The sequence below is a fragment of the Streptomyces sp. NPDC001220 genome, from assembly GCF_053597895.1.
Genome location: NZ_JBSFJE010000005.1, coordinates 398,401 through 424,486, shown reverse-complemented (window position 1 = coordinate 424,486; position 26,086 = coordinate 398,401). Strand labels below are relative to the sequence as shown.

At 71.5% G+C, this 26,086-nt stretch carries 24 protein-coding genes; 4 read left to right on the top strand and 20 right to left on the bottom strand.

Annotated elements, in window-relative coordinates:
* Positions 1-3: 3 nt before the first annotated feature.
* Genes ACWDGI_RS15415 through ACWDGI_RS15405 form a run of 3 tightly spaced genes read right to left on the bottom strand, consistent with a single transcriptional unit; the run spans position 4 to position 2,863 of the window.
* Positions 4-822 carry an ABC transporter permease gene (locus ACWDGI_RS15415; RefSeq protein WP_450759135.1) on the bottom strand — a complete coding sequence of 273 codons (819 nt, stop codon included), beginning with the start codon at positions 820-822 and terminating at the stop codon, positions 4-6.
* Positions 807-1,706, bottom strand: coding sequence for an ABC transporter permease (locus ACWDGI_RS15410; RefSeq protein ID WP_450759133.1), 900 nt, complete (start codon positions 1,704-1,706; stop codon positions 807-809). Before ACWDGI_RS15410 ends, ACWDGI_RS15415 begins: the two co-directional genes overlap by 16 nt.
* The gene (locus ACWDGI_RS15405; RefSeq protein ID WP_450759131.1) at positions 1,703-2,863 is read right to left on the bottom strand and encodes an ABC transporter substrate-binding protein; all 1,161 of its coding nucleotides are present in this window, start codon (positions 2,861-2,863) and stop codon (positions 1,703-1,705) included. The genes ACWDGI_RS15410 and ACWDGI_RS15405 overlap by 4 nt, the downstream gene beginning before the upstream one ends.
* A gap of 237 nt (positions 2,864-3,100) precedes the next feature.
* Here ACWDGI_RS15405 and ACWDGI_RS15400 point away from each other — a divergent pair, with 237 nt between their 5' ends.
* Positions 3,101-3,841, top strand: a complete 741-nt coding sequence (locus ACWDGI_RS15400) for a GntR family transcriptional regulator (RefSeq protein ID WP_450759129.1) — start codon at positions 3,101-3,103, stop codon at positions 3,839-3,841.
* A 180-nt stretch (positions 3,842-4,021) separates the two neighbouring features.
* Here the strand turns inward: ACWDGI_RS15400 and ACWDGI_RS15395 are convergent, their stop codons facing one another.
* From ACWDGI_RS15395 to ACWDGI_RS15375, 5 genes are all read right to left on the bottom strand, one after another.
* Positions 4,022-4,474 (bottom strand): Lrp/AsnC family transcriptional regulator, encoded by a 453-nt coding sequence (locus ACWDGI_RS15395; protein ID WP_403373727.1) that lies wholly within the window; start codon positions 4,472-4,474, stop codon positions 4,022-4,024.
* 8 nt (positions 4,475-4,482) lie between these two features.
* Positions 4,483-5,937: an amino acid permease gene (locus ACWDGI_RS15390; RefSeq protein ID WP_450759127.1), complete on the bottom strand. Its 1,455-nt coding sequence runs from the start codon at positions 5,935-5,937 to the stop codon at positions 4,483-4,485.
* Between the two features lie 320 nt (positions 5,938-6,257).
* Positions 6,258-7,700 carry a GuaB1 family IMP dehydrogenase-related protein gene (locus tag ACWDGI_RS15385; RefSeq protein WP_450759125.1) on the bottom strand — a complete coding sequence of 481 codons (1,443 nt, stop codon included), beginning with the start codon at positions 7,698-7,700 and terminating at the stop codon, positions 6,258-6,260.
* 171 nt (positions 7,701-7,871) lie between these two features.
* Positions 7,872-8,183: a barstar family protein gene (locus ACWDGI_RS15380; RefSeq protein ID WP_450759123.1), complete on the bottom strand. Its 312-nt coding sequence runs from the start codon at positions 8,181-8,183 to the stop codon at positions 7,872-7,874.
* 81 nt (positions 8,184-8,264) lie between these two features.
* A complete protein-coding gene (locus ACWDGI_RS15375) occupies positions 8,265-9,218 on the bottom strand; it encodes a Dyp-type peroxidase (RefSeq protein WP_450759121.1) in 954 nt (317 codons plus the stop codon).
* A 450-nt stretch (positions 9,219-9,668) separates the two neighbouring features.
* On the opposite strand from ACWDGI_RS15375, the gene ACWDGI_RS15370 reads away from it, so the two are divergent.
* Both ACWDGI_RS15370 and ACWDGI_RS15365 read left to right on the top strand, forming a co-directional pair.
* On the top strand, positions 9,669-10,964 hold the full coding sequence (locus ACWDGI_RS15370; protein WP_450759119.1) for an MFS transporter: 1,296 nt from the start codon (positions 9,669-9,671) through the stop codon (positions 10,962-10,964).
* 55 nt (positions 10,965-11,019) lie between these two features.
* A complete protein-coding gene (locus tag ACWDGI_RS15365) occupies positions 11,020-11,619 on the top strand; it encodes a TetR/AcrR family transcriptional regulator (RefSeq protein ID WP_450759117.1) in 600 nt (199 codons plus the stop codon).
* 79 nt (positions 11,620-11,698) lie between these two features.
* Here ACWDGI_RS15365 and ACWDGI_RS15360 read toward each other — a convergent pair whose 3' ends face one another.
* The 4 genes from ACWDGI_RS15360 to fmt all read right to left on the bottom strand — a co-directional run bounded on the left by ACWDGI_RS15360 (position 11,699) and on the right by fmt (position 16,094).
* A complete protein-coding gene (locus ACWDGI_RS15360; protein WP_360495407.1) occupies positions 11,699-12,742 on the bottom strand; it encodes a sugar-binding transcriptional regulator in 1,044 nt (347 codons plus the stop codon).
* Positions 12,743-12,820: 78 nt separating this feature from the next.
* The gene (gene rpe, locus ACWDGI_RS15355; protein WP_450759115.1) at positions 12,821-13,507 is read right to left on the bottom strand and encodes a ribulose-phosphate 3-epimerase; all 687 of its coding nucleotides are present in this window, start codon (positions 13,505-13,507) and stop codon (positions 12,821-12,823) included.
* A 151-nt stretch (positions 13,508-13,658) separates the two neighbouring features.
* On the bottom strand, positions 13,659-15,077 hold the full coding sequence (locus tag ACWDGI_RS15350; RefSeq protein ID WP_450759113.1) for an RsmB/NOP family class I SAM-dependent RNA methyltransferase: 1,419 nt from the start codon (positions 15,075-15,077) through the stop codon (positions 13,659-13,661).
* A gap of 84 nt (positions 15,078-15,161) precedes the next feature.
* Positions 15,162-16,094: a methionyl-tRNA formyltransferase gene (fmt, locus tag ACWDGI_RS15345; protein ID WP_450759112.1), complete on the bottom strand. Its 933-nt coding sequence runs from the start codon at positions 16,092-16,094 to the stop codon at positions 15,162-15,164.
* Positions 16,095-16,371: 277 nt separating this feature from the next.
* Here fmt and ACWDGI_RS15340 point away from each other — a divergent pair, with 277 nt between their 5' ends.
* Positions 16,372-16,920 carry a hypothetical protein gene (locus ACWDGI_RS15340; RefSeq protein WP_450759110.1) on the top strand — a complete coding sequence of 183 codons (549 nt, stop codon included), beginning with the start codon at positions 16,372-16,374 and terminating at the stop codon, positions 16,918-16,920.
* A gap of 212 nt (positions 16,921-17,132) precedes the next feature.
* Here the strand turns inward: ACWDGI_RS15340 and ACWDGI_RS15335 are convergent, their stop codons facing one another.
* From ACWDGI_RS15335 to ACWDGI_RS15300, 8 genes are all read right to left on the bottom strand, one after another.
* Positions 17,133-19,280, bottom strand: coding sequence for a primosomal protein N' (locus ACWDGI_RS15335; RefSeq protein WP_450759108.1), 2,148 nt, complete (start codon positions 19,278-19,280; stop codon positions 17,133-17,135).
* A 403-nt stretch (positions 19,281-19,683) separates the two neighbouring features.
* Positions 19,684-20,892: a methionine adenosyltransferase gene (metK, locus tag ACWDGI_RS15330; protein ID WP_450759106.1), complete on the bottom strand. Its 1,209-nt coding sequence runs from the start codon at positions 20,890-20,892 to the stop codon at positions 19,684-19,686.
* 239 nt (positions 20,893-21,131) lie between these two features.
* Positions 21,132-22,337 (bottom strand): bifunctional phosphopantothenoylcysteine decarboxylase/phosphopantothenate--cysteine ligase CoaBC, encoded by a 1,206-nt coding sequence (gene coaBC, locus ACWDGI_RS15325; protein ID WP_450759104.1) that lies wholly within the window; start codon positions 22,335-22,337, stop codon positions 21,132-21,134.
* Between the two features lie 128 nt (positions 22,338-22,465).
* Positions 22,466-22,738 (bottom strand): DNA-directed RNA polymerase subunit omega, encoded by a 273-nt coding sequence (gene rpoZ, locus ACWDGI_RS15320; RefSeq protein WP_005319902.1) that lies wholly within the window; start codon positions 22,736-22,738, stop codon positions 22,466-22,468.
* A 51-nt stretch (positions 22,739-22,789) separates the two neighbouring features.
* Entirely contained in the window at positions 22,790-23,383 is a 594-nt protein-coding gene (gene gmk / locus ACWDGI_RS15315) for a guanylate kinase (RefSeq protein ID WP_360495430.1), read from the bottom strand.
* A gap of 60 nt (positions 23,384-23,443) precedes the next feature.
* Complete coding sequence (locus ACWDGI_RS15310; RefSeq protein WP_003977346.1) at positions 23,444-23,767, bottom strand: integration host factor; 324 nt, start codon at positions 23,765-23,767, stop codon at positions 23,444-23,446.
* A 267-nt stretch (positions 23,768-24,034) separates the two neighbouring features.
* Positions 24,035-24,880 carry an orotidine-5'-phosphate decarboxylase gene (gene pyrF, locus ACWDGI_RS15305; RefSeq protein ID WP_450759102.1) on the bottom strand — a complete coding sequence of 282 codons (846 nt, stop codon included), beginning with the start codon at positions 24,878-24,880 and terminating at the stop codon, positions 24,035-24,037.
* Positions 24,877-25,983 carry a quinone-dependent dihydroorotate dehydrogenase gene (locus ACWDGI_RS15300; RefSeq protein WP_450759100.1) on the bottom strand — a complete coding sequence of 369 codons (1,107 nt, stop codon included), beginning with the start codon at positions 25,981-25,983 and terminating at the stop codon, positions 24,877-24,879. Before ACWDGI_RS15300 ends, pyrF begins: the two co-directional genes overlap by 4 nt.
* Positions 25,984-26,086: the final 103 nt, after the last annotated feature.

The following is a 26,086-nucleotide window of genomic DNA, read 5'->3' as shown; positions in this document are numbered from 1 at the left end:
GGTTCATCCCCGGGAGGAAGCGGTACGGTCACGGCCGCCGGCACCGGCGAGCGCGAGGAGCAGGGCCCAGGTCACCAGGAGACTGAGCACGGACACGGCGACGGACATCTGGGCCTGCGAGCCGCCGACGTTGTAGATCCACACGGCGAAGGGCTGGAAGCCGAGCAACCGGGCGACGGTGAACTCGCCGAGCACCAGCGCCAGGGTGAGGAAGGCCGCGTTGAGCAGTGCCCCGCGCAGGTTGGGCAGCACGGCCCGGACCAGGGCCTGCGGCCAGTTGGCACCGCAGCTGCGGGCGGCCTCGACGAGGGTGCGCACGTCGATCGCGCGCAGTCCGGCGTCCAGCGCCCGGTAGACGAAGGGCAGCGCCATCACGACGTACGCGAGGACCAGGACGACCGGGAAGTCCGGGTTCTGGATGGCGACGAACGTCTCGAACAGGGGGGTCCGGGAGAGGTGGTCCGGCCCCCACTTGAGCACGCTGGCGATGCCGGCGACGAACGCGATCGGCGGCACCACCAGCGGCAGCGAGCAGACGATCTCGACCACGGGGCGCAGCTTCGGCGCGCTCAGCCGCAGGGCGACCACGGCGGGCACCATCAGCAGCAGCACGACGACGATGGTGGCGAGGGCCAGCTCCAGCGAGAGCAGCAGGCTGGAGAGGAAGCCGTCGGCGGACAGGATCTGGGTGTAGGCGTCGAAGGTGACGCCCTGGCCGGGCACGTCGACGGTGAAGACGACGGAGGCGCCCAGCGGGACCAGGAAGTACAGGGCGGCCAGGCCGAGGACGGCCCAGCGCCAGGGGGTCAGGCGTCGAGCCATCGGGCACTCCGTCGTTGCAGGGGCAGGTACACGGCCATCACCACGCCCGCCACCAGCACCATGTCGAGGCTCAGGGCGAGGGCCACGTTCTCCTGGCCGACCAGAACGTTGCCGGAGAGGGCGTCGGCGATCTGCAGGGTGACCAGCGGGACCGCGCTGCCGACCATCGCGGCGGCGGTGGCGTAGGCGGCGAAGGCGCTGCCGAAGAGCAGCACGAGCCCGCCGAGCAGCGAGGGCGCGAGCACGGGCAGCGCCACGAACCGCCAGTACTGCAACCCGGTGGCGCCGTTGTTGCGCGCGGCCTCTCGCCACTGCGTCCGCAGTCCGTCCAGGGCCGGGGTGATGGTGAGGACCATCAGCGGGATCAGGAAGTAGAGGTAGACGAGGACCAGGCCCCAGAAGCTGTACAGGTTCCAGCCGTGGTCCGTGAGGTGCAGGTGCGTGGTCAGCACACCGGCGTTGCCGAGGGTCGCCACGAACGCGAAGGCCAGCGGCACACCGCCGAAGTTGGCGAGCACGCCTGAGGCGGTGAGCACGGCCTCGCGCAGTGCCCGGGAGCGCGAGCTGACCACGGCCTGCGCGAGCGGCAGTCCGAGCAGGGCGGCGATCAGGGCGGAGAGCGCGGACAGCTTGACGCTGCCGACGAGGGCGGTGAGGTACGGCCCCTGGAGCGAGTCCGTGAGGTTCCGCCCGGTGTACGAGGACACCCCGCTCGCCGGGTCCTTGACCGTGAAGGCGCCGTTCAGCATGGCCACGGCCGGCAGCCCGAAGGCGACGGCTGTGAAGACGAGCAGCGGGACGACGGCCAGCCAGCCGGGGGCGCGGCGCCGCCGCTTCTGGGAAGCGGCGGACGCCACGTCGGCCCGCGTGAGCGTGGCCGTCATCCGGAGACGGCCTTCGACCAGCCCGTCGCGAGGACCGTCTTGGCCTTGTCCTGCTGGGCCTCGGTCGGGAAGGACGGCGTGCCGGTGACCGCGGGCAGCTTGGCGGCGGCGGTCTTGTCCAGCGAGCCGGCCGACTCCATGGAGGTCATCAGGACCGGGCGGGCGTAGCCCTTGAGCCACAGGTTCTGGCCCTCGGTGCTGTACAGGTACTCCTGCCACAGGCGGGCGGCCGCCGGGTGCGGGGCGTCCTTGTTGATGGCCTGGGAGTAGTACTGGGCGTACTGGCCGTCGGTCGGGATGGTGACCTTCCAGTCCACGCCCTTGGACTTGAACTCGTCGGCGTACCCGGCGTTCAGGTAGTCCCAGTCGATCGAGATGGGCGTCTCGCCCTTCTCGACGGTGGCCGGGGTGGACTCGACGGGCGTGTAGTTGCCGTTCTTCTTCAGCTCGGCGAAGAAGTCGAGGCCGGGCTGGATGTCGTCGAAGGAGCCCTTGTTGGCGAGCGCGGCCGCGTACACGCCGCCGAAGGCGGAGCCGGACTTGGTCGGGTTGCCGTTGAGGGCGACCTGGCCCTTGTACTGCGGCTTGAGGAGGTCGGCGAAGGTGGTCGGGCAGGTCTTGACGCGCTTGGCGTCGCAGCCGATGGAGATGTAGCCGCCGTAGTCGTTGTACCAGCGGGCCTGCGGGTCCTTCTGACCGGTGGGGATGTCGGCGTACGAGGTGACCTTGTACGGCGCGAGCAGCCCCTGCTGGGCCGCGCTGAGCGCGAAGGAGGAACCGAGGTCGAGGACGTCCGGGGCGCGGTCCTGGCCCTTGCGCGAGGTCACGGCGGTGATCTCGTCCTGGCTGGAGCCGTCGGGGCTCTCGTCCTCGATCTTGATGCCGTACTTCTTCTTGAAACCGTCGATGATGGCGCCGTAGTTGGCCCAGTCGCGGGGCACGGCGATGATGTGCAGCGTGCCCTCCTTCTTCGCCGCGGCGACCAGCTTGTCCATGCCGCCGAGGTCGGCGGCGGAGGTGGCGGTGGCGGCGTTCTTGCCGTCGGAGGTGGTGGACGACGCGTTGTCGGGGGCGGCGCCGCAGGCGCTCAGGGCGAGCGCGGCAACGACGGCGAGGGAGCCGCCAAGGACGGCGGTTCTCGGCAGGGACACGGTCACGGTCTCTCCAGGGAGTACGCACGAGGGTGGGTGGCGCGGTGGGCGGCGCGGTGGCCGGCGCCGACCGAACTTGTCTGAACAAGTCGGCCCCAGTACGCCCGGCGTGAGTGACCTGTTCATGAACACAGCACAAACACCGACCCCTGATTCCCTGCACATTCACGGCTGACACGAATCACCCGAGAACGTCGATTAGGCTGGTCACGCTGTGCACAACAGCCTGATCAGAGGGGAAGCATGACGGCGCGACACGAGGAGATCGCCGACGAGTTGCGGCGCGCCATCGACCGTGAGGAGTACACCGTCGGCAGCCGGCTGCCCTCGGAGACGGAGCTGGCGGCGCAGTACGGCGTGTCCCGCGGTACCGTCCGCCAGGCCGTCGCCGCGCTCACCTCCGAGGGGCTGATCGGCTCCCGCCAGGGCGCCCGCCGGGTGGTGCTGGCCAGCCGCCGCAGCCAGAGCTTCGCGGAGCTGCGCAGCTTCGCGCAGTGGGCGCGGTCGATGGGCCGCGAGGCGACCGGACACGTGGTGTCCCAGGAGTACCGCCCCGCCACCCAGGAGGACGTGGTACGCCTCCAACTCCCCCTCGGCACACCGGTGTTGCACGTACTCCGGGTACGCGGCCTGGACGGCGAACCGGTGTTGCTGGAGCGGACGGTGTACGCGGACTGGATCTCGCCGGCGGTGGCGGCGATAGAGCCGGAGTGCCCGTCGGTGACTCAACGCCTGTACGAGGACACGGGGTTGGTCTTCGCGTACGGCGAGCACGTCATCGACGCGGTCGCCTGCGGCGCGCGGGACGCCGAACTGCTGGGGGTCCGCCGGTCGAGCCCGCTGCTGCGGGTGCGGCGGGTGACGACGACACGGGAAGGGCGCCCGGTGGAGTGGTCGGACGACCGGTACCGGTCGGACGCGGTCAGCTTCAGCGTGCACAACTCCATCGACAGCAACGCGTTGGCGCGGATGACCGCGGGATAGGGGGCGGAGGGTGCGGATGCGTTGCCGGGTGCCGGTGGTGCGTGGCTGATCGCGCAGTTCCCCGCGCCCCTTCTAGGTGGGACCAGCTGAGCTGCCTTCAGGGGCGCGGGGAACTGCGCGAGCAATCCCCACGCACCGGCACCCGGCAACGCATCCGCACCCCCGAGACCGGTCCCGCACTCACCCCGGTGCCCCTGAGGAGAACCTCCTCAGCAGCGGCGACAGCACCAGTACCGACTTGGTGCGTTCCACGAACGGCTCCCCCGCGATCCGCTCCAGCACCCTCTCGAAGTGCCGCATGTCCGACGCGAAGACCTGCACGACCGCATCGGCCTCACCGGTGACCGTGGACGCGGCCACCACCTCCTGGTACCGCTCCAGCCCCCGCTGGATCGTCTCCGGTGAGGTGTTGCGCCGGCAGTAGATCTCGACGAACCCCTCCGTCTCCCAGCCGAGGGCCGCAGGATCGACCCGCACGGTGAAACCCGTGATCGCTCCGGTGGCGCGCAGCCGGTCCACGCGCCGTTTGACGGCGGGCGCGGACAGGCCGACCAGTTGTCCGATGTCCGCGAAGGAGCGGCGGGCGTCCTCGGCGAGGGCGTGCACGATGCGTTCGTCGAGATCGTTCAGCAAGGGGTCGTTCAGCTTTCAGGTGTTGCAAGACGGGACCGGCGATAGCCGTATACGAAGTAGAACACGAGCCCGACCGCCATCCAGACTCCGAAGACCACCCAGGTGACGGCCGAGAGGCTGCCCATCATCCAGACGCAGAAGCCGAAGCCCAGCGCGGGCAGCAGCGGGGACAGCGGGACGCGGAAGGTACGGGGCATCGCGGGACGCGTCCGGCGCAGCACCACCACCGCGATGTTCACCAGGCCGAAGGCGAACAACGTGCCGATGCTGGTGGCGTCGGCCAGCTGTCCCAGCGGGATCGCGGCGGCCAGGACCCCGCAGAAGACGGAGACGATCACCGTGTTGGCCCGGGGCGCGCCGGTCTTCGGGTGCACCTTGGCGAACACCTTGGGCACCAGGCCGTCCCGGGACATCGCGAAGAGGATGCGGGTCTGGCCGTAGAGCACGGTCAGGACGACGCTGGCGATGGCGACGACCGCGCAGGCGGCCAGCAGGGTGCCCCAGAAGCTCTGGCCGGTCACGTCCCGCATGATCTGGGCGAGGGCGGCCTCGGAGTCGTTGAACTGCCGCCACGGCTTCGCACCGACGGCGACGGCCGCGACGAGGACGTACAGCGCCGTCACGATGACCAGCGACAGCATGATGGCCCGGGGCAGGTCGCGCTGCGCGTTCTTCGCCTCCTCGCCTGCGGTGGAGGCGGCGTCGAACCCGATGTACGAGAAGAACAGCGTCGCCCCGGCCGCGCTGACGCCGGCCATGCCCAGCGGCATGAAGTGCGCGTAGTTGCCGGACCTGAAGCCCATGAAGCCGATGGCGCAGAACAGCACCAGCGCGGCGATCTTCACACACACCATGATCGTGTTGGCGCGCGCCGACTCCTTGGCGCCGCCGAGCAGGAACGCCATCGCGAGGAGCACGACGATCAGGGCGGGCAGGTTGAAGACACCGCCGTCGACGCCGGGCGGCGCGGACAGGGCCTTCGGGAGGGTGACGCCGATGGTCCCGGCGAGCAGCTCGTTGAGGTACTCGCCCCAGCCGACCGCGACCGCGGCGACCGAGACGCCGTACTCCAGGAGCAGACACCAGCCGCAGATCCAGGCGATCAGCTCGCCCATCGTTGCGTATGCGTACGAGTACGAGGAGCCGGCGACCGGGATGGTGCCCGCCAGCTCCGCGTAGGAGAGCGCCGAGAAGAGCGCGGTCAGCCCGGCGATCACGAAGGAGAGGGTGACGGCCGGGCCGGCCTTGGGGACGGCCTCGCCGAGGACCACGAAGATGCCGGTGCCGAGGGTGGCGCCGATGCTGATCATCGTCAGCTGCCAGAGCCCGAGGGAACGCCGGAGCGTGCCCCCCTCACCCTGCCCGCCTTCGGCCACCAGCCGCTCGACGGGCTTCCGCCGCATCAGTCGGGCACCGACGGAGGGGGAAACGTCGGTTCGTGGGGGTGCGCCTTGGTCAAGCACGCGCGGCTCCTTCGTCGCTGCGGGTCTGGGCGGCCGGGACCGGCGGCGCCCATCCCGCCGGGCCCCACCGAGCGGGGTCCCGGCCACGCCACGTACAGCGCATGACCCTATGAGCCAGCCCTTCACGGGCGTAATGCAGCAACCTTGCTCGTACACGCAAGATCATTGCGTGTGTGGTCGCGGGGTGCATATTCATTGCACCCCGGGTGCAACGCGCCCCTTACAGGGGCGTGGGGCCGTATCGGCATGCGGCTCCGCCGCGCGGGCGCGAGCAACCACAACGGCCCCGCACCCGAAGACGGCGAGGCACCCTCTTTCGGTCAGCTCCAGCTCGCGTGCAGCGGCTTGCCCTCCGCGTAGCCAGCCGCGCTCTGGATCCCCACGATCGCCTTCTCGGCGAACTCCTCCAGGGACCCCGCACCGGCGTAGGTGCACGAGGACCGCACGCCCGCGATGATCGAGTCGATCAGGTCCTCCACGCCCGGCCGGGCCGGGTCGAGGAACATCCGGGACGTCGAGATGCCCTCCTCGAAGAGCGCCTTGCGGGCCCGGTCGTAGGCCGACTCGTCGGATGTCCGGTTGCGCACCGCACGCGCGGACGCCATGCCGAAGGACTCCTTGTACAGCCGCCCGTCGGCGGCCTGCTGGAGGTCGCCCGGAGACTCGTAGGTGCCGGCGAACCAGGAGCCGACCATCACGTTGGAGGCGCCCGCGGCCAGTGCCATGGCGACGTCCCGCGGGTGCCGGACACCCCCGTCGGCCCACACGTGCTTGCCGTACTTCTTCGCCTCCGCGGCGCACTCCAGCACCGCCGAGAACTGCGGCCGGCCGACGCCGGTCATCATGCGGGTGGTGCACATGGCGCCCGGGCCCACACCCACCTTGATGATGTCCGCGCCCGCGTCGACGAGGTCCTTGACGCCCTCGGCGGAGACGATGTTGCCGGCCGCGATCGGGACCTGCGGGTCGAGGCCGCGGACCAGCTTGATCGCGCTGATCATCGACTCCTGGTGGCCGTGCGCGGTGTCGATGACGAGCGTGTCGACGCCCGCGTCGAGCAGTTGCTTGGCCTTGTCGGCGAAGTCCCCGTTGATGCCGACGGCGGCGGCGATCCGCAGCCTGCCCTGCGCGTCGGTGGCCGGGGTGTACAGGGTGGCGCGCAGGGCGCCCTTGCGGGTGAGGATGCCGGCCAGCTTGCCGTCCCGGTCGACGGCGGGCGCGTAGCGGCGGTTGGCCGCGTCCAGCTTGTTGAACGCCTCGCGCGGGTCGATGTCCGCGTCGATCAGGAGCAGGTCACGGGACATGACCTCGGCCAGCTGGGTGAAGCGGTCGACGCCGTTCAGGTCACGGTCGGTGACGACGCCGACGGGGCGGCCGTCCTCGTCGACGACGACACCCGCGTTGTGCGCCCGCTTGGGCAGCAGGGCCAGCGCGTCGGCGACGGTCTGGTGCGGGGCCAGCACGATCGGGGTGTCCAGCACCAGGTGGCGGCTCTTCACCCAGGTGATGACGTCGGTGACCACGTCGATCGGGATGTCCTGCGGGATCACGACGAGTCCGCCGCGCCGGGCCACCGTCTCGGCCATCCGCCGGCCCGCGATCGCGGTCATGTTGGCGACGACCAGCGGGATGGTGGTACCCGTGCCGTCCGGCGAGTCGAGGTCCACGCCCTGACGCGAGCCGACCGCGGAGCGGCTCGGCACCATGAAGACGTCGTCGTACGTCAGGTCGTACGCGGGCTGGATGTCATTGAGGAAACGCACGTGCCGCACATCCCGGTCGATCAGAGGTGACCCCCGGACCGGCCGGCCAGGGGGAAAAGCACGTACTTCATTGTCCCATGGCGACCGGTATGCGGTGCCCGGGACGAACGTCCAGGCAGGTCAGCGGCGGTTAGGAGGAACCTCCAAGGGCGGTGCGCACGGCTGCCCGCCTCAGCCGAGGGCGAGCGCCACCGTGAGTCCCGGTTCGCCCTCCGAGGCCTGGGCGAACACGTCCAGGGCCGTCTTCCACTCGTCCGGCCGGGTCCCCGCGTAGCCCTGCCAGCCGGTCACGACCAGGAGGAGGCCGCGTTCGACCGCCTCCGGCGGCCAGACCGAGGGGTCGCGCAGGCTGTCGGCCAGGGCGTCCCAGTTGCGGCCGAACCAGTCGGGCAGGCTCAGGGCGGAGACGGCGCGGTCCATGAGACCGGCCTTGTCCTCGACCCCGGCGAGGTCGACTACGACCAGATGCGGACTCGTCGTCATCTCAGCACCGCCCGGGAGGAGTTGTAGGGATCACGGTGTAGTAGATCCCACCGGTGCGCCGCGTGACAATGCGCACCGGCGTCATGCCTTCCCGGGAGCCGGGGGCAGGTCGTCGAGGAAGTCGCCGGACGGCACCTGGAAGAGCGTGCCGGTGACCGCCGTGGAGAAGTCGAGGATCCGGTCGTGGGTGGCGTCCCGCGTGCCGAGGAACATGTTGCGCAGCATGCGTTCGATGACGTCCGGGGTGCGGGCGTACCCGATGAAGTAGGTGCCGAACTCACCCCGGCCGGGGCTGCCGAAGGGCATGTTGTCGCGCAGGATGTCCTGCTCCTCGCCGTCCGGTCCGGTGACGGTGTTCAGGTCGACGTGCGAGCCCGGCTCCTCCAGCTCGATGTTGGTGGCCTTGGTACGGCCGATGATCCGCTCCTGTGTCTCGGCCGGCAGCGCGTTCCAGGCGTCCAGGTCGTGCAGGTACTTCTGCACGATCACATAGCTGCCGCCGGCGTGCGCGGGGTCCTCCGCGCCGATCAGGACGGCCCCGCGGGCGGCGGCGCCGACCGGGTTCTCGGTACCGTCGACGAAGCCCAGCAGGTCACGGGCGTCGTGGTACTTGAAGCCCTGCACCTCGTCCTCGACGGTCACCGCGTCCCGCAGCCGGTGCATGATCTCGGCGGCCAGCCCGAAGCAGAGGTCGAAGCGGCCGGCCCGGATGTGGAAGAGGACGTCGCCGGGGGTGGCGACCGCGGTGTGCCGGGAGCCTTCCAGGGGCCGGAAGGGATGCAGTCCGGCCGGGCGCGGATGGTCGAACAGCCGGTCCCAGGCCTCGGAGCCGATCCCCGCGACACAGCTCAGGGCGGCTTCTGGGGCACCGAAGCCGAAACTGCGCCGCAGCGAGCTCAGATCGCCCAGCACCTCCCGTACCCGCTCCTCGTGTCCGGGGCGGACGGTGACCACCAGGAAGATCGCGGCGGTGGTCAACGGTCCTAGCACCGGCTGTGGTTCGGCTTCCCGTGCGGGCTGGGGTTCAGTGCTCACCGCGTCCTCCCGATGCGATCGGCGCTCGGCCCGTCGTACACATGAGCCGCGCGCGTAGGTCGTACACGTATGTCGTACACATAATCGGGGTCGGCGGCGCCCGGTCGGCGCAGACGCTCCACGCGACGGCGTCGAGATCGGCTCGCGGAGTGCACTGCGCGGAGTGCGCTACGGAGTCCGGAGGAGGTCCGCGACGCGGGAGCCGTCCTCCTGGATCCGGCGGTGCCGAGAGATCCGGCGGTGCCGAGAGTTCCGGCGGTACCGGGAGATCCGGCGGTGCCGAGAGTTCCGGCGGTACCGAGAGTTCCGGCGGTACGGAAATCTTTTCGCTGCGCCGGAATAGACAGACCTGTCTATGCGGTTGCCCAGGACATGTAGACAGACCGGTCTACCCACTCACCATCTGTCAACCGACGGTCTCCGGCCCCGGCCCCGCGAAGGATCTCCCCGATGAACCACCTCGCACCGCACGAGCGAACCAAGCCGGCGAGCAAGCCGATCCCGCCGCGCGCGGCGTTCTACGTGCTCGCCTCCGTCGTCGTCTCCTTCCTCGCAGCCTCCAGCGCGCCCACCCCCCTCTACGCCTCCTACCAGGCCGAATGGGGCTTCAGCCCGATCACCACCACCGTGGTCTTCGGCATCTACGCCATCGCCGTGCTCTCCGGTCTGCTGGTCCTCGGCAAGCTGTCCGACCACGTCGGCCGCCGCCCCGTCCTGATCACCGCGATCGCCGCCCAGGCCGTCGCGATGGTGCTGTTCTCCACCGCCGGAGGCGTCGGCGAACTGCTCGCCGCCCGAGTCGTGCAGGGCCTGTCCACCGGCGCCGCGCTCGGCGCTGTCGGCGCCGCGATGATGGACATCAACCGCTCCCGGGGCACCGTGGCGAACGCCTTCGCCCCCGGCCTGGGCACCGCGACAGGCGCCCTGGTCAGCGGATTCGTGGTGCAGTACCTGCCCGCCCCGACCCACACGATCTACCTGGGCCTGCTGGGTGTGTTCGTGGCCCAGGCCGTGGCCATCGCCCTGATCGACGAGACCGTCACCCGTGAGCCCGGCGCCCTGGCCAGCCTGGTGCCCGAGATCAAGCTTCCGCGCACGGTCCGCGGCGCCGCCCTCGCGGCCGCCCCGGTCATCTTCGCCGTCTGGGCCCTCGCCGGGTTCTACGGCTCCCTCGGCCCCGCCCTGGTCCGCACCCTGGTCGGCTCCGACTCCGCCGTCTACGGCGGCCTCGGCCTCTTCGTCCTCGCCTTCGTGGCGGCCGCCTCCGTCCTCGTGCTGCGCAGTGCCACGGCGACGACCGTGATGTACACCGGCATCGGAGCGCTGGTCGTCGGCGTCGCCGTCACCCTGCTGGCCGTCGCCCAGAGCGCACCGGTGCTGTTCTTCGTCGGTACGGCCGTCGCCGGCTTCGGCTTCGGCAGCGGCTTCCAGGGCGGCATCCGCACCGTGCTGCCGCTGACCAGGCCGCACGAGAGCTCGGGCGTGCTGTCCCTGCTGTTCGTCGTCGCCTACCTCGGCATGGGCGTCCCCTCCGTCGTCGCCGGAACGCTGGTGGTGCACGGCGGCGGGCTGGTCCCGACCTCCGAGGAGTACGGCGCGGTGGTCATCGCCCTGGCGCTGCTGGCCCTCGCCGCTCTGCTGCTGCGCCGCGGCCCGCGGAGCGCGCCCGGGGTCCTGGTGGCGGCCGGAGGCTCGCCCGCCGTCGAGGCCCGTGAGTCCGAGCGTGCCGACACGGCGTCCCGGTGACTGAGTAGACCGGTCTGGTCAGTCGTAGAGTGGAAGTGTCGAGAAGGTGGGTGGCATGACGAAGACGTCGACTGCCAAGGCTCCCACGGCCCGGGAGCGACTGCTGTCGGCCGCGAACGAGTTGTTCTACGCGGAGGGCGTGCAGACGGTCGGCATCGACCGGATCATCGAGCGCGCCGGGGTCGCCAAGGCCTCGCTGTACAACACCTTCGGCGGCAAGGAACAGCTCGTCCGCGCCTATCTCGACTCGCGGTACGCCCGGATGTCCGCCCGCCTGCTGCGCGCCGTCGAAGGCACCGACGATCCGCGGGAGCGGCTGCTGGCCGTCTTCGACGCGCAGGCCGCGCTCTTCGCCGAGCAGAGCTACCACGGGTGCGCCTTCGTGGCGGCCAGCGCGGAGGCCAAGCACGGCAGCGCAATCGAAGAGGTCTCCGACACCTACCGCGCCTGGGTCCGGGCGTTCTTCACCGACCTCGCCCGGGAGGCCGGCGCCCCGGATCCCGAGAACCTCGCCCGCCAGCTCCACCTGCTGTACGACGGGGGCGGTCTGTCCGCACGGATGGACCGCGACCCGTCGGCGGGTGCGGTCGCCCGGCAGGCCGCCGCCGTCCTGGTCGACGCGGCGCTGGCCGCCGGTTGCGCGGAGCCCGTTTGACGACCGACGCCCGACACGGAGCGGGGCAGCGGAGACCACCGCGGCAGCGTTGTCAGCGGTGCCGCCGCGGCGATCCCCGTCAGGAACCGTCGGGGTCGGAACGGTTCAGCGTCGGTTTGGGCGTCGGCCCCGCCGTCATCAGGTAGTCGGCGGCCGAGGTGTCGGTGACGAGGCTGGTGACCAGCCCCGACCTCAGCACCGCGTCGATCGCGGCCGCCTTGCGCTGCCCGCCCGCGATCGCGACGACCTCGGGGATACGACGCAGCTGGTCGGCCTTGACCGTGATGCATCGTTCCCCCAGGTCGCGTCCGACCCGGCGGCCCTCGGCGTCGAAGAGGTGCGCGGCCATCTCGGCGGCGACGCCGAGCGTGGCGTAGTGCGCACGCTCCTCGTCGCTGAGCATGTCGTGCACCGTCGAGATGCCGCGCTCCCAGGAGCCGATGGAGACGCAGGCGACCGTGACCTTGTCGAAGTACTCGAAGGCCCGGGCGATGCCGGTCTGGTTGCGCAGCGCGGCCGCGGTGGCCGCGTCCGGCAGCAGCATCGGCGCGTAGATGGGGTGCGCGTCGCCGCCGGACACCTGGGCGGCGCGCCGGACGGCCTCGACCGAACCGCGCTCGGAGGTCCCGGCGTCGTAGACACCCGTCAGCTGCACCACCGTGCACGGCGGCAGCCGGTCGAGCGCCGCCGCCATGTGGATGGTGGACCGGCCCCAGGCGAGGCCGAGCACATCGCCCTCGTTGACCAGCTCGCCGAGCAGGTCGGCGGCCACTTCTCCGAGGTTCTCGGGGTCGGGGGTCTCCTCCGCCTCGGCCGGGGACTCGACCACCACGGCGTGCCGCAGGCCGTAGCGGGCGCGGAGCGCGTCGGAGCGCTCGGCGTCCAGTTCGGCCGGAACACGGATCTCGATGCGTACGAGATCCCTTTCGAGGGCAGTCTCCAGTACCCGGGCCACTTTGAAGCGGCTGACGCCGAACTCCTCAGCGATCTGGATCTTGGACTTGCCCTCAAGGTAGAAGCGGCGGGCCATGGCCGCCGCCTGCACCAGCTCAGCGGGTCCCATCCGCATGGCTGACCGGCCCGCCGACATACCCGACACGGCCATCTCCTCACTGCTGTTCACACTCTGGATACGCCGTTCATCCTTGCAGATCCGGCGCAGTCGATCAGCCCTGATCGGAGCCGTTCACGTTCCCGTACCTCAGTGGTCGCACGCCCAGGACGCGGCAGCCGTGGCCGTCTCGGCCTGGGTGCGTAGTGCACGTACCGCCTCTGCCGGGTCGTTTGCCCCGTACACCGCGGAACCTGCCACAAAAACGTCGGCTCCGGCGTCCGCGCACCGCTCGATCGTCGACGCCGAAACTCCGCCGTCGACCTGCAGCCACAGCTCCAGCCCGTGCTTGCTGATCAACTCCCGGGTGCGGCGGATCTTCGGCAGCATGATGTCGAGGAACGCCTGGCCGCCGAAGCCCGGCTCCACCGTCATGATGAGCAGCATGTCCAGCTCGGGGAGCAGGTCCTCGTACGGCTCGATGGGCGTCGCGGGCTTGAGCGCCATGGAGGCGCGGGCGCCCTTCGCACGGATCTCGCGCGCGAGCCGCACCGGGGCCGCCGCCGCCTCCACGTGGAAGGTGACGGACGAGGCACCCGCTTCGACGTACTGCGGTGCCCAGCGATCGGGGGCCTCGATCATCAGATGGCAGTCCAGCGGGGTGTCCGTGGCCCGGGCCAGGGACTCTACGACCGGCACGCCGAGCGTGAGGTTCGGGACGAAGTGGTTGTCCATGACGTCGACGTGGAGCCAGTCGGCGCCTTCGACCGCCTTGGCCTCGTCCGCGAGGCGGGCGAAGTCGGCGGACAGGATGCTGGGGTTGATCTGCGCGGCCATGCGTCAAGCGTGCCATGCCCTGACGGGTGGAGCCGCGTGGGGTTCGGGCTGGTTGCGGACAACCGTCGACCGCGGGCCGGCGGGGGCTGGTCGCGCAGTTCCCCGCGCCCCTTCCGGGGCGCTGCCCGTCCGCGTCTCCCGGGAGGCGCCGTCAGCCCGTCCTCCGGATCAGCGCCAGGTACATCGCGTCCGTGCCGTGCAGATGCGGCCACAGCTGGACGTCCGGGCCCTCCCCCAGGGCGGCAACGCCCGGCAGCAGCGGACGCGCGTCCAGCAGCTCCGTCTCCGGCCGCTGCTTGAGCACGTCCTGGACCACCGCCCGCGTCTCCGCGAGATGCGGCGAGCACGTGGCGTACCCGACGACCCCGCCCACCCGCACCGAGTCGATCGCCGTCCGCAGCAGCGCACGCTGCAGCGGAGCGAAGTTGTCGAGGTCCTCGGGCCGACGGCGCCAGCGCGCCTCCGGGCGCCTGCGGAGGGCGCCGAGACCGGTGCAGGGGACGTCCATCAGCACCCGGTCGAAGGTGCCGGGCCGCCACGGCGGCCGTGTGCCGTCGGCGGTGATCACCTGGTACGGACCCGGATTGCCGGACAGTGCCTTCTCGACCAGACCGGCCCGGTGCGGCTGCTTCTCCGCAGCGAGGAGCACGGCCCCGCGCTCCGCGGCGAGCGCGGCGAGCAGCGCGGCCTTGCCGCCGGGCCCGGCGCAGCCGTCGAGCCAGGTCGCGTCGGGGCCCTCGAGCGGGGCGTTGGCGAGCGCGAGGGCCACCAGCTGGCTGCCCTCGTCCTGCACGCCGGCGCGCCCCTCCTGCACGGCCTCGATGGCGCCGGGCTCCCCGCCCTCGCTGAGCCGCACCGCGTACGGCGACCAGCGCCCCGGTACGGCCGCCTCCTCGCCGAGCAGTTCCTCGGGGGTGGCCCGCCCGGGCCGGGCGACCAGCGTCACCTCGGGCCGTTCGTTGTCGGCGGCCAGCAGTTCCTCGATCCCCGCCCGGCCCCCGCCCAACGAGTCCCAGAGCGCGGAGACGACCCACCGCGGGTGCGAGTGCACGACGGCGAGATGGTCCTCGGGATCCTGGTCGTAGGGCGGTGCGACCCGCGCGAGCCAGCCGTCGAGATCGTCCTGCGCGACCTTGCGCAGCACGGCGTTGACGAACTTGGCACGCCCGTCGCCCAGCACCACCCGGGCCAGCTCGACGGAGGCGGAGACGGCGGCGTGGGACGGGATCCGCGTGCCGAGCAGCTGGTGCGCGCCGAGGCTCAGCACGTCCAGCACCGGCGGGTCGACCTCGCGCAGCGGCCGGTCCACGCACTCGGCGATGATCGCGTCGTACGTCCCCTGCCGGCGCAGCGTCCCGTAGACCAGCTCGGTGGCGAGGGCCGCGTCCCTCCCGTCGAAGTCGCCTTTCTCCCGCGCCTTGCGCAGCAACGGCGGCAGCACGAGGTTGGCGTACGCGTCCCGCTCGTCCACGGCGCGCAGCGCCTCGAAGGCGAGGAGACGGACGGGGTCCTTCTGGGGACGGCGGTAGGGCTTGGTGGGCCGACGCGGCCCCCTGGACTGCTGGCTCACGAAAAAGGTGCTCCGGGTATGAGAATGATGCGACTCCCAGCGTACGCCGCGCACACCGGAAAGCCGCTGCCGAGAAGGGGCGGCTCAGTCGCCGAGGGTCTCTCCGGCGCCGATGCGCACGCCGCGCGCCCAGTCGGCCGCCCGCATCGGCTTCTTGCCCTGGGCCTGCACCCAGAGCAGTTCCACGGCGTACGACCCCGTCCCCACGTGCGCGCTGTTCTTCCCGACGGCGATCTGGGCCGGGGCGAGATCGGTCCGCTCGGGCACCGGCGCGACATGGATCAGCTTGAGCCGCTCACCCCGGAAGGTGGTCCAGGCACCGGGAGCGGGAGTGCAGCCGCGCACCATCCGGTCGACCCGCAGCGCGGGCGCCGACCAGTCGACCCGGGCGTCCTCGACGGTGATCTTCGGAGCGAGGGTGATGCCCTCGGCCGGCTGCGGTACGGCCTTGAGCGTGCCGTCCTCGATGCCGTCCATGGTGGCGGCGAGCAGCCCGGACCCGGCGAACGCGAGCCGCGTCAGCAGGTCACCGCTGGTGTCGGTGGGCCGGATCTCCTCGGTGACGGTCCCGTAGACGGGCCCCGAGTCGAGGCCCTCCTCGATCAGGAAGGTGGACGCGCCGGTGATCTCGTCGCCCGCCATGAGGGAGTGCTGGACGGGCGCCGCCCCACGCCACGCCGGAAGCAACGAGAAGTGCAGGTTGACCCACCCGTGGGCCGGCACGTCGAGCGCGACCCGCGGCAGCAGTGCTCCGTACGCCACCACCGGGCAGCAGTCCGGCGCGATGGCCTTCAGCCGCTCCAGGAACTCCGGATCGCGCGGCTTCAGCGGCCTCAGCACCTCGATGCCGGCCTCCATCGCCCGCTCGGCCACCGGCGAAGCGATCAGCCTGCGGCCCCGCCCGGCCGGCGCGTCGGGCCGCGTGACCACGGCGGCCACCTCATGCCGCCCGGAGGCGATGAGGGCGTCCAGAGCGGGAACGGCGACTTCGGGGGTACCGGCGAAGACAAGCTTCATGGGCGACTGAGGGCCTCTCGGAGACGACGAACGCGGGCAACACACAAGTCTATGCCGCGAACCGCGAGCCGCCGACGGCGATCACCCCCATGGGTCACCCGGCCTCTCTGCCGACCGAACGACCGGTGCGCGGGCGGGAGAACACGGCGTACGCATATGCCCATACGCCCCCACACCGTGACCAGCGGCGCGCCCACGCGTTGGTCAAGAAAGAGTTGACCACAACGGGCCGCATACGCGGCCCATTCCTTTCAACGCCGGTTCGAGAGGCTTGTTCATGGCCGACCACGCAACCCACGACGCCCAGGCCCGGGCCAGCCTGCACTTGTTGGTGCGGGACATCGAGCGGGTCCGCCGGCAGGTGGACGCACTGCGCACGCTCACCGCCCAGTTGGGCAACGTCTACCGCCCGCGCCGCTCCGGCCCGTCCACGGGCTTCGTCGTCTACGGACGCGCTCCCGCCCCGACGGTCCGCCTCGCCCAGGAACTCCGGGACAGTGTCGAAACCCTGGTCACGGCCGCCGTGGACTTCGACCGCTCACTCGGCTTCTCGTGGGACGCGGTGGGCTCCGCGCTCGGGGTGACCAAGCAGGCGGTGCACCGCCGTTACGGCGCCCGCCGCGCCACGGCCCAGTCGGCGCCGGCCGCCGAGACCGAACGGCCGACCGAGCCGTCCGGCGCCCGCGCCCTCAACATGGGCGTCGGCCTGCCCTCGGTGCCCACGGTCCCGGCCGCCCGTTCCATGCCGACCCAGCCGACCGCGGGCAGCCCCACCCTCCGCGACGAGGCGAGGCCAACCGCCTTCCCCGGCCCCCGCAACGGCTGACTCGGACACACCCGGCTCGGACAACACCCGGCTCAGCCACACCCGGCTCGGACAACACCTGATCCGGACAACGGCTGCCCCGGTCACCACGGCTGCCCTCAAGGCGCTGACCCGCCCTCTGCCCTCCCGGTGAACACCCGGGAGGGCAGCCGTCTGCCCGGCCGCCGCACTCGCCCCTCCCTCACCTCGCCCCCGCGTCGCTCGCTTTCCCGCTAGCCGATGTCCGGCGGATCGACCCGCACCCGTACGGCCTCCCCGTTACCCCGCGCCATCCGCGCGGCCTGAGCCGTTTTCAGCGCGGCCGCCAGCGCGGCACCGCTCCCGGGCGGCACCCGTACCAGCACCCGCTCCCAGTGCTCCCCGGGCGGCGGCGCCCCCGGCCGCCGAGGCGCCCCGGTCCGCACCTCGGGCACCGGAACCGGCCCCAACACCTCCGCGTCCGGGGGCAGTTCGGCCGACGCGAGGAACTCCGCGAGCGCCTCCGCCGGACCCGACACCGCCGCCATCCGCGACACCGGCGGAAAACCCAACTCGGCCCGCTCGGCGAGCTCCCGTACCGCGTGCCCGACGGGATCCCAGCGCACCAGCGCCTGCACGGGCCGCAGCGTCGGCTCCGCGACGACGACCACGGTGCCGCCCTCCTCCTGCGGCCGCACCAGCGCCCCGGCCGCGATCCAGCGCCGCAGCGCGTCCTCGCCGGCCCGCAGGTCGGGCCGTCCGAGCATCGCCCAGCCGTCCAGCAGCAGGGCGGCCGCATAGCCGCCCTCGGCGACCGGCTCGGCGCCCGGTGTGCTCACGACCAGCGCGGGCGTCTCCGGCACGGTGTCCAGCACCTGCTCGCGCCCCGAGGTCCGTACGGGCACGGCGGGAAACGCCCGCCCCAGCTCCTCGGCGGTCCGCCGGGCCCCGACCACCTGGGCCCGCAGCCGGGAGCCACCGCACTCGGGGCAGTGCCAGTCGCTCTCCGCCCGCCCGCACCACCCGCACACCGGCATCCCGGCGTCCCGCGCCTCCAGCGGACCGGCGCAGTGCCGGCAGCGTGCCGGAGCCCGGCACCGGTCGCAGGCCATCCGCGGCACATACCCCCGCCGGGGCACCTGCACCAGCACCGGCCCGTGCCGCAGTCCGTCCCGCACGGCCTGCCAGGCGAGCGTCGGCAGCCGCGCGGCGCGCGCGGCCTCGTCCCGCGCCAGGTCGCCGTCACCGACCGTCCTGACCAGCGGCGCGGCCCGCCGCACCTGTTCCCTCCCCGCCACCAGGGGCCGCGCCCAGCCGTTCTCCACGAGCTGCGCGGCCTCCACGGTGCAACTCCAACCCCCCAGCAGAAAGCCGCACTTGTCCAGGGCGGCGCGCAGCAGCAGCACATCCCTGGCATGCGGCTGCGGGGCGTGCTGCTCGCTGTGGCTGTCGTCCCCGTCGTCCCAGATCGCGACGAGCCCGAGGTCCCGTACCGGCGCGAACATGGCGGCCCGGGTCCCCACCACCGCCCGCACCGCACCCCGGCTGACGGCGAGCCACTGCGCGTACCGCTTCTCGGGCCCGGCGTCGGCCGTGAGCAGCGCATGCCGCCCTTCGCCCAGCACCGCGGTCAGCGCGGCATCGACCCGCGCGGCGGCCCGCCCGTCCGGTACGACGACGAGCGCGCCGCGTCCCGAGGCGAGCGTGGCGGCGACGGCCCGGGCGATCTCCCCGCTCCACCCGGGCCCCGGCAGGGCGTTCCACACCGCACGCGGCGCGCCGCCGGAGGCCAGCGACTCGACGAAGGCGGCCCCGTGCTCGTACCGCGTCCAGGATCCGGCCTCGGGCACCGGCGGGGGCGGCAACGGCTCGGGGGACGGCCGCTTCTCGGCCCGTGCGCTGCGCGGCGGCACGGCCAGTTGCAACACGTCCGCGAGGCTGCCCGCGTACCGGTCGGCGACGGCCCTGGCGAGCCGCAGCAGTTCCTCGCTCAGCACCGGCTCGGGCGACACCACCTGGGCCAGCGCGGCCAGCGGCCCCGCGTAGTCGGACTGGTCGAGCCGCTCCACGAGGAACCCGTCGATGAGCCCCCCGCCCTCCCGGCGCCCGTCCCGCACCCGGTGCCGGCCGGCCCCGAACCGCACCCGCACCCGCACCCCCGGCCGTGCGTCGGCGTCCAGCTCGGCCGGGACGGCGTAGTCGAAGTACCGGTCGAGATGAAGCACGCCCTTGTCCACGAGCACCCGGGCGACCGGCAGCCGCTCGGCCAGCGCGGCCCCGCGCCAGGTCCGCGGCTTGGCCCGGGGCACCTTGGCCCCCCGCACACTCTCCCGAATGAGCGCGAGCTGCTCCGGCGGCGCCCCTTCGGCGCCCCCGCCCCCCTGCCCGTTGTCGCTGCTCACGCTTGCATTCTTACCAAACGCCACTGACAACCGACGCCGCCCGAGATCGTTCCGGTCGCGGACCGCCGTAAGGCGGTCTTCTGCCTTGGGCCACTCGGCCATACCGGTCCAGAACCGGCAGCAGGATTCGAACCTGCGGGGGATCACCCGGAAGAAAGTATCCGAGACCTGCGCACCGGGCGGCGCCGGTGTCCCGAGATCAGCCCGGCAGCGGTCGTAACACACCAGCTTCACCGCGCGCCCAGAGGCACACTCCACGGAAGTAACCGCAGCCCTCGCACCGGGACGGCACCACCGTACTGATCACCCCGCCACCGCGGCCACCGATTTCCGCGCCCGCGGACGCGACGAAGGCCCGGCTCTCCCGAAGAGGAGCCGGGCCTTCGTCGAGGTGGCTCCGGGACTACAGGCCCGCGGCCTTGCGCAGGGCGTCCACGCGGTCCGTCTTCTCCCAGGTGAACTCGGGGAGCTCGCGGCCGAAGTGGCCGTACGCCGCGGTCTGGGCGTAGATCGGGCGGAGCAGGTCGAGGTCGCGGATGATCGCGGCCGGACGCAGGTCGAAGACCTCGTCGATCGCCTTCTCGATCTTCTCGGCGTCGATCTTGGCGGTGCCGAAGGTCTCCACGAACAGACCGACCGGCTCGGCCTTGCCGATCGCGTAGGCGACCTGGACCTCGCAGCGGGAGGCCAGGCCGGCCGCGACGACGTTCTTGGCGACCCAGCGCATGGCGTAGGCGGCGGAACGGTCGACCTTGGACGGGTCCTTGCCGGAGAAGGCACCGCCACCGTGGCGGGCCATACCGCCGTAGGTGTCGATGATGATCTTGCGGCCGGTCAGACCGGCGTCACCCATCGGGCCGCCGATCTCGAAGCGGCCGGTCGGGTTGACCAGGAGGCGGTAGCCCTCGGTGTCGAGCTTGATGCCCTCGTCCAGCAGGGCCTTCAGCTCCGGCTCCACGACGAACTCGCGGATGTCGGGGGCGAGCAGCGACTCCAGGTCGATGTCCGAGGCGTGCTGGCTGGAGACGACCACCGTGTCGAGGCGGACGGCCTTGTCACCGTCGTACTCGATGGTGACCTGCGTCTTGCCGTCCGGGCGCAGGTAGGGGATGGTGCCGTTCTTGCGGACCTCGGAGAGGCGCTTGGACAGGCGGTGCGCCAGGAAGATCGGCAGCGGCATCAGGGTCGGCGTCTCGTCGGTCGCGTAACCGAACATCAGGCCCTGGTCGCCGGCGCCCTGCTTGTCGAGCTCGTCGTCGTCGCCCTCGACCCGGTTCTCGTACGCCGTGTCCACGCCCTGCGCGATGTCCGGGGACTGCGCGCCGATCGACACGGACACGCCACAGGAGGCGCCGTCGAAGCCCTTCTTGGACGAGTCGTAGCCGATGTCGAGGATCTTGTTGCGGACCAGCGTCGCGATGTCCGCGTACGTCTTGGTCGTGACCTCACCGGCCACGTGCACCAGGCCGGTGGTGATCAGCGTCTCGACGGCGACCCGGGAGGTCGGGTCCTCGCGCAGAAGCGCGTCGAGAATGGTGTCGCTGATCTGGTCAGCGATCTTGTCGGGGTGACCCTCGGTCACGGACTCCGAGGTGAACAGGCGACGGGACACAACGCTCCCTGGGGTTGCAGCGGCTGCTGGCTGATCATTGGCGGACGACACGGGGAGCTGCGCCCGGCATCGTCCGAGAACAGTTTATCGGTCGTACTCCGCCGCCGGCCCACCTGTCTCGACACTCGGAAGTGCTGTGACCTGCGGCACGGGCATTGTGCCCAATGACCGGCGGCGTTGAACAGGGCCCCCACACCCTAATGCGGCGTCGGGGAGAGTTGACAAATGGCCGGAAAACGTTAACCCAATCGGGCCGCGGCCAGGTCCCAGACGATGTCGGCGAGGGCCTCCTTGGGCCCGTGCGGCACAGGCGTCTCACTGCCGTCGGCGCCCAGCACCACGGCCTCGTTCTCCTCGGAGCCGAAGGTCTTGCGCTCCCCCACCTCGTTCACCACGAGCAGGTCGCAGCCCTTGCGCGCCAGTTTGGTGCGGCCGTTGGCGAGGACGTCGTCGGTCTCGGCGGCGAAGCCCACGATCACCTGTCCGGGCCGCGCCCGGTCGGCGGAGATCTCCGCGAGGATGTCCGGATTCCGCACCAGGACGATCGGCTCGGGATCCTGGCCGTCCTTCTTCTTGATCTTCCCGGCCGCGTAGACCGCGGGGCGGAAGTCGGCGACGGCGGCGGCCATGACCACGGCGTCGGCGTCGGCAGCCGCCTTCAGCACGGCCTCCCGCAGCTGCACGGCCGTACCGACCGGGACGACGTCCACGCCTGCCGGGTCGGGCAGGCCGGTGGTGTTGGCCGCGATCAACGTCACGCGGGCGCCCCGCGCGGCGGCGGTGCGGGCGAGGGCGTAGCCCTGCTTGCCGGAGGAGCGGTTGCCGAGGAAGCGGACCGGGTCGAGGGGCTCCCGGGTACCGCCTGCGGAGACGACGACGTGGCGGCCGGCCAGGTCGGGCTCCCGCACGCCCCGCGCGAGGACGCGGCGACAGGCCTCGAAGATCTCCGTCGGGTCGGGCAGCCGGCCCTTGCCGGTGTCGACGCCGGTGAGACGGCCGACCGCCGGTTCGATGACGACGGCGCCGCGACGGCGCAGCGTGGCCACGTTCTCCTGGGTGGCCGGGTGCTCCCACATCTCGGTGTGCATCGCGGGGGCGAAGACGACCGGGCAGCGGGCCGTGAGGAGGGTGTTGGTGAGCAGGTCGTCGGCAAGGCCGTGGGCCGCCTTGGCGAGCATGTCGGCGGTGGCGGGGGCGACCACGACCAGGTCGGCGTGCTGGCCGATCCGGACGTGCGGGACCTCTTCGACGTGGTCCCAGACCTCGGTGGAGACGGGGTTGCCGGACAGGGCGGACCAGGTGGCGGCGCCGACGAAGTGCAGCGCGGAGGCGGTGGGCACGACCCGGACGTCATGGCCCGACTCGGTGAACCTTCTCAGCAGCTCGCAGGCCTTGTAGGCGGCGATGCCACCGCTGACCCCCAGCACGACCTTCGGCTTGTCCACCGTCTCTCCCCGCACTCGGCTCCCGTGCACCGGCTCCGGCGCACGACTCCATCACACACCACAGGCCCGACAGTCGGCTGCCGGGCCTGTGGATAAGTCACCTGCAATACGAAAGTACTACCGCAGCACTACTGCGCCGGGCCTTCGATGGCCTCGGAGGTCAGCAGGCCCGCGTTGATCTCGCGCAGGGCGATGGAGAGCGGCTTCTCGTGGACGTGGGTGTCGACGAGCGGACCGACGTACTCCAGGAGACCCTCGCCGAGCTGCGAGTAGTACGCGTTGATCTGGCGGGCACGCTTGGCCGCGTAGATCACGAGGCTGTACTTCGAGTCGGTGGCCTCGAGGAGCTCGTCGATCGGAGGGTTGATGATGCCCTCGGGCGCGGTGATGGAAGAGGACACGCTCTGCCTTCCGATGGATGGGAAAGATTCAGTCTGAATGATCAGAGACGATCACACAACGTCCATCAAGGCTAGCAGCTCGCGCGCCACGTCCTCGACGGAGGTGTTGACCAGCGTCTCGTCGAACTCCGGCTCCGCCGCCAGTTCGATCTTGGCAGCGTCCAGACGGCGCTCGATCACCTCGGGCGGCTCGGTGCCCCGTCCGGTGAGCCTGCGCACCAGCTCCTCCCAGGAGGGAGGCGCCAGGAACACCAGCCGGCCTTCCGGCATGGACTCGCGGACCTGCCGGGCGCCCTGGAGGTCGATCTCCAGCAGCACCGGCACACCGGACTCCAGGTGCTCCAGCACCGCCTGCCGCGGGGTGCCGTAGCGGTTGCCCGCGAATTCGGCCCACTCCAGGAGCTCGCCGTTGGCGATGAGCTTGTCCATCTCCTCGTCGGAGACGAAGAAGTACTGCACTCCGTGCTTCTCGCCCGGGCGGGGCTTGCGGGTGGTCGCCGACACCGAGAGCCAGACCTCGGGGTGCACCTTGCGCATATGGGCGACGACCGTGCTCTTGCCGACCCCGGAGGGGCCGGAGAGCACGGTCAGCCGCGGACGTACGTCCGGGGGCTCGGGGGTCGTCCCCCGGAATGTTGCAGCCATGCAGCGATTATTCCAGCAATCGCAGGTTGCCCGGGACGTGCGTCCCGGGCGGCCCGGTGATCAGGAGCCGGTGCTGCCGAACTCGCGCTCCAGGGACGCGATCTGGTTGGACCCGAGGCCACGCACCCGGCGGCTCTCGGAGATCCCGAGTCGCTCCATGATCTGCTTGGCGCGGACCTTGCCCACGCCCGGCAGGGACTCGAGCAGGGCGGAGACCTTCATCTTGCCGATGACGTCGTTTTCCTGACCCTGCTTGATGACCTCGTGGAGAGAGGCGCCGGAGTGCTTGAGTCGATTCTTGACCTCGGCCCGCTCCCGGCGAGCCGCGGCGGCCTTTTCGAGCGCGGCTGCGCGCTGTTCAGGGGTAAGGGGCGGAAGAGCCACGCCTACGTCACCTCGGATGTCGAACTGTCGGATACGGACCGGTGAGGAACCTAGTCGGCCCACACCTGGGGAGCTACGAGCAACACGCTTGCCCGTTGACTCTGCTCGGAGACTAGCGGGCAAGTCCGCCGGAGTCAGCGAGAACAGCGGAAAAGTCCTGGTCAGCCTCCGTCAGGCCAGACATTTCAGACATACTGCCCCGGATTTGAGGATGTATTCACGCTCCGGCCCTCGCCGAAGTGCTCACCGGAGCACTTCTCGGAGCCCTCACCGACCTGCGAGGACATCCCGGATCTCGCTCGCGAACCGCTCCGCGGCCACCCTCAGGGCCCCGACATCGGGACCGTGACGCAAAACACCTCGGCTCACGTTTGGAACCACGTTGCGCACCGCCGTCCCGAAGACCGCGGGCAGGTCGGCGGCCGTCGCCCCCTGCGCCCCGACACCCGGCGCGAGCAGCGGGCCGTTGATGTCGAGCTCGTACGACGACAGGTCGCCGACCGTGGCACCGACGACGGCGCCGAAGGAGCCCAGCGGCTCCTCCCCGGCGTTCTCGGCGGCCAGGTGGGCCAGCATGGTCGCGCCGACCGTCCGGCCGTCGCCGCGCACCGCGTGCTGTACCTCCGGGCCCTCCGGGTTCGAGGTCAGCGCCAGTACGAAGAGGCCGGCCCCGCTCTCCCGGGCCAGCGCCACGGCCGGGCTGAGCGAGCCGTAGCCGAGGTACGGCGAGACGGTGAGGGCGTCCGAGAACAGCGGCGCGTCCTTGCTCAGGAAGGCCTCCGCGTACCCGGCCATGGTGGAGCCGATGTCGCCGCGCTTGGCGTCCATGACGACCAGCGTCCCGGCGTCCCGTGCCTCCTGCACCACCCGCTCGAGGACGGCCACCCCGCGCGAGCCGAACCGCTCGAAGAACGCGCTCTGCGGCTTCATGACCGCGACCCGGTCGGCCACCGCCTCCACGACGGTACGGCTGAACCGTTCGAGCCCCGCCACGTCGTCGTTCAGGCCCCACTCGGCGAGCAGCGAGGCGTGCGGGTCGATGCCGACGCACAGCGGACCGCGCTCGTCCATCGCACGGCGCAGCCGCGCGCCGAAGGGTTCCAACGGGCTCATACGGTCTTCCTCACATCGGCGCCGACCGCGTCGGCGAGCGTGGCGTACGGGCTGGTGCGCAGGCGGGCCGCGAGCCCCTTGTGGACGGCGCGGCCCCAGAAGGGCCCCTCGTAGATGAAGGCGCTGTAGCCCTGGACCAGCGTGGCACCGGCCAGGATGCGCTGCCAGGCGTCCTCGGCGGTCTCGACGCCGCCGACACCGACCAGGGTGATCCGGTCGCCCACGCGCGCGTACAGGCGCCGCAGGACCTCCAGGGACCGCGCCTTCAGCGGCGCCCCCGAGAGCCCTCCGGTCTCCTTCACCAGCTCGGCGTCGGAGCGCAGCCCGAGGCCCTCCCGCGCGATGGTGGTGTTGGTCGCGATGATCCCGTCGAGCCCCAGCTCGACGGCCAGGTCGGCGACCGCGTCGACGTCCTCGTCGGCGAGGTCCGGCGCGATCTTCACCAGCAGCGGCACCCGCCGGTTCGCCGCCACACGGTCGGCGGCCTCCCGCACGGCCGTCAGGAGCGGACGCAGATGGTCGACGGCCTGGAGGTTGCGCAGTCCCGGCGTGTTCGGCGACGACACGTTCACGACCAGGTAGTCGGCGTACGGCGCGAGCCGCTCGGCGGACTTCACGTAGTCGCGGACCGCCTCCGCCTCGGGTACGGCCTTGGTCTTGCCGATGTTGACGCCCACGACGGTCCTGAAGACGGGCTCACGGGTCGCCAGCCGCGCGGCGACGGTCAGCGATCCGTCGTTGTTGAACCCCATCCGGTTGATCAGCGCCCGGTCGGCGACGAGCCGGAACAGCCGCTTCCTGGGATTCCCGGGCTGCGCCTCACCGGTCACGGTCCCGATCTCGACGTGATCGAACCCGAGCATCGACATCCCGTCGATCGCGACGGCGTTCTTGTCGAATCCCGCGGCCAGTCCGAAGGGCCCGTGCATCCGCAGCCCGAAGGCCTCGGTGCGCAGTTCCTTGTAGCGCGGCGCGAGCGCGGCGGCGACGAAGGCACGCAGCACGGGAACGCGAGCGGCGAGCCGGATCCACCGGAAGGCGAGGTGATGGGCCTGCTCCGGGTCCATCCGCTGGAAGACGAGGTTGAAGAAGATCTTGTACATGGAGTCCTCATGCGAAGGGGGACACCGATGTACGGTGCCCCCCATACCGACAGCTGGGCAACGCGCCCCCGAAGGGGCGCGGGGCGGTACTCAATATGCGGCT

Excerpts from the sequence above, each read along its gene's own strand:
- ACWDGI_RS15415 (WP_450759135.1), bottom strand. The coding sequence starts at position 822 with ATGGCTCGACGCCTGACCCCCTGGCGCTGGGCCGTCCTCGGCCTGGCC.
- ACWDGI_RS15410 (WP_450759133.1), bottom strand. The coding sequence starts at position 1,706 with ATGACGGCCACGCTCACGCGGGCCGACGTGGCGTCCGCCGCTTCCCAG.
- ACWDGI_RS15400 (WP_450759129.1), top strand. The coding sequence starts at position 3,101 with ATGACGGCGCGACACGAGGAGATCGCCGACGAGTTGCGGCGCGCCATC.
- ACWDGI_RS15380 (WP_450759123.1), bottom strand. The coding sequence starts at position 8,183 with ATGACGACGAGTCCGCATCTGGTCGTAGTCGACCTCGCCGGGGTCGAG.
- ACWDGI_RS15370 (WP_450759119.1), top strand. The coding sequence starts at position 9,669 with ATGAACCACCTCGCACCGCACGAGCGAACCAAGCCGGCGAGCAAGCCG.
- ACWDGI_RS15365 (WP_450759117.1), top strand. The coding sequence starts at position 11,020 with ATGACGAAGACGTCGACTGCCAAGGCTCCCACGGCCCGGGAGCGACTG.
- rpe (WP_450759115.1), bottom strand. The coding sequence starts at position 13,507 with ATGGCCGCGCAGATCAACCCCAGCATCCTGTCCGCCGACTTCGCCCGC.
- fmt (WP_450759112.1), bottom strand. The coding sequence starts at position 16,094 with ATGAAGCTTGTCTTCGCCGGTACCCCCGAAGTCGCCGTTCCCGCTCTG.
- ACWDGI_RS15340 (WP_450759110.1), top strand. The coding sequence starts at position 16,372 with ATGGCCGACCACGCAACCCACGACGCCCAGGCCCGGGCCAGCCTGCAC.
- gmk (WP_360495430.1), bottom strand. The coding sequence starts at position 23,383 with ATGGCTGCAACATTCCGGGGGACGACCCCCGAGCCCCCGGACGTACGT.
- pyrF (WP_450759102.1), bottom strand. The coding sequence starts at position 24,880 with ATGAGCCCGTTGGAACCCTTCGGCGCGCGGCTGCGCCGTGCGATGGAC.
- ACWDGI_RS15300 (WP_450759100.1), bottom strand. The coding sequence starts at position 25,983 with ATGTACAAGATCTTCTTCAACCTCGTCTTCCAGCGGATGGACCCGGAG.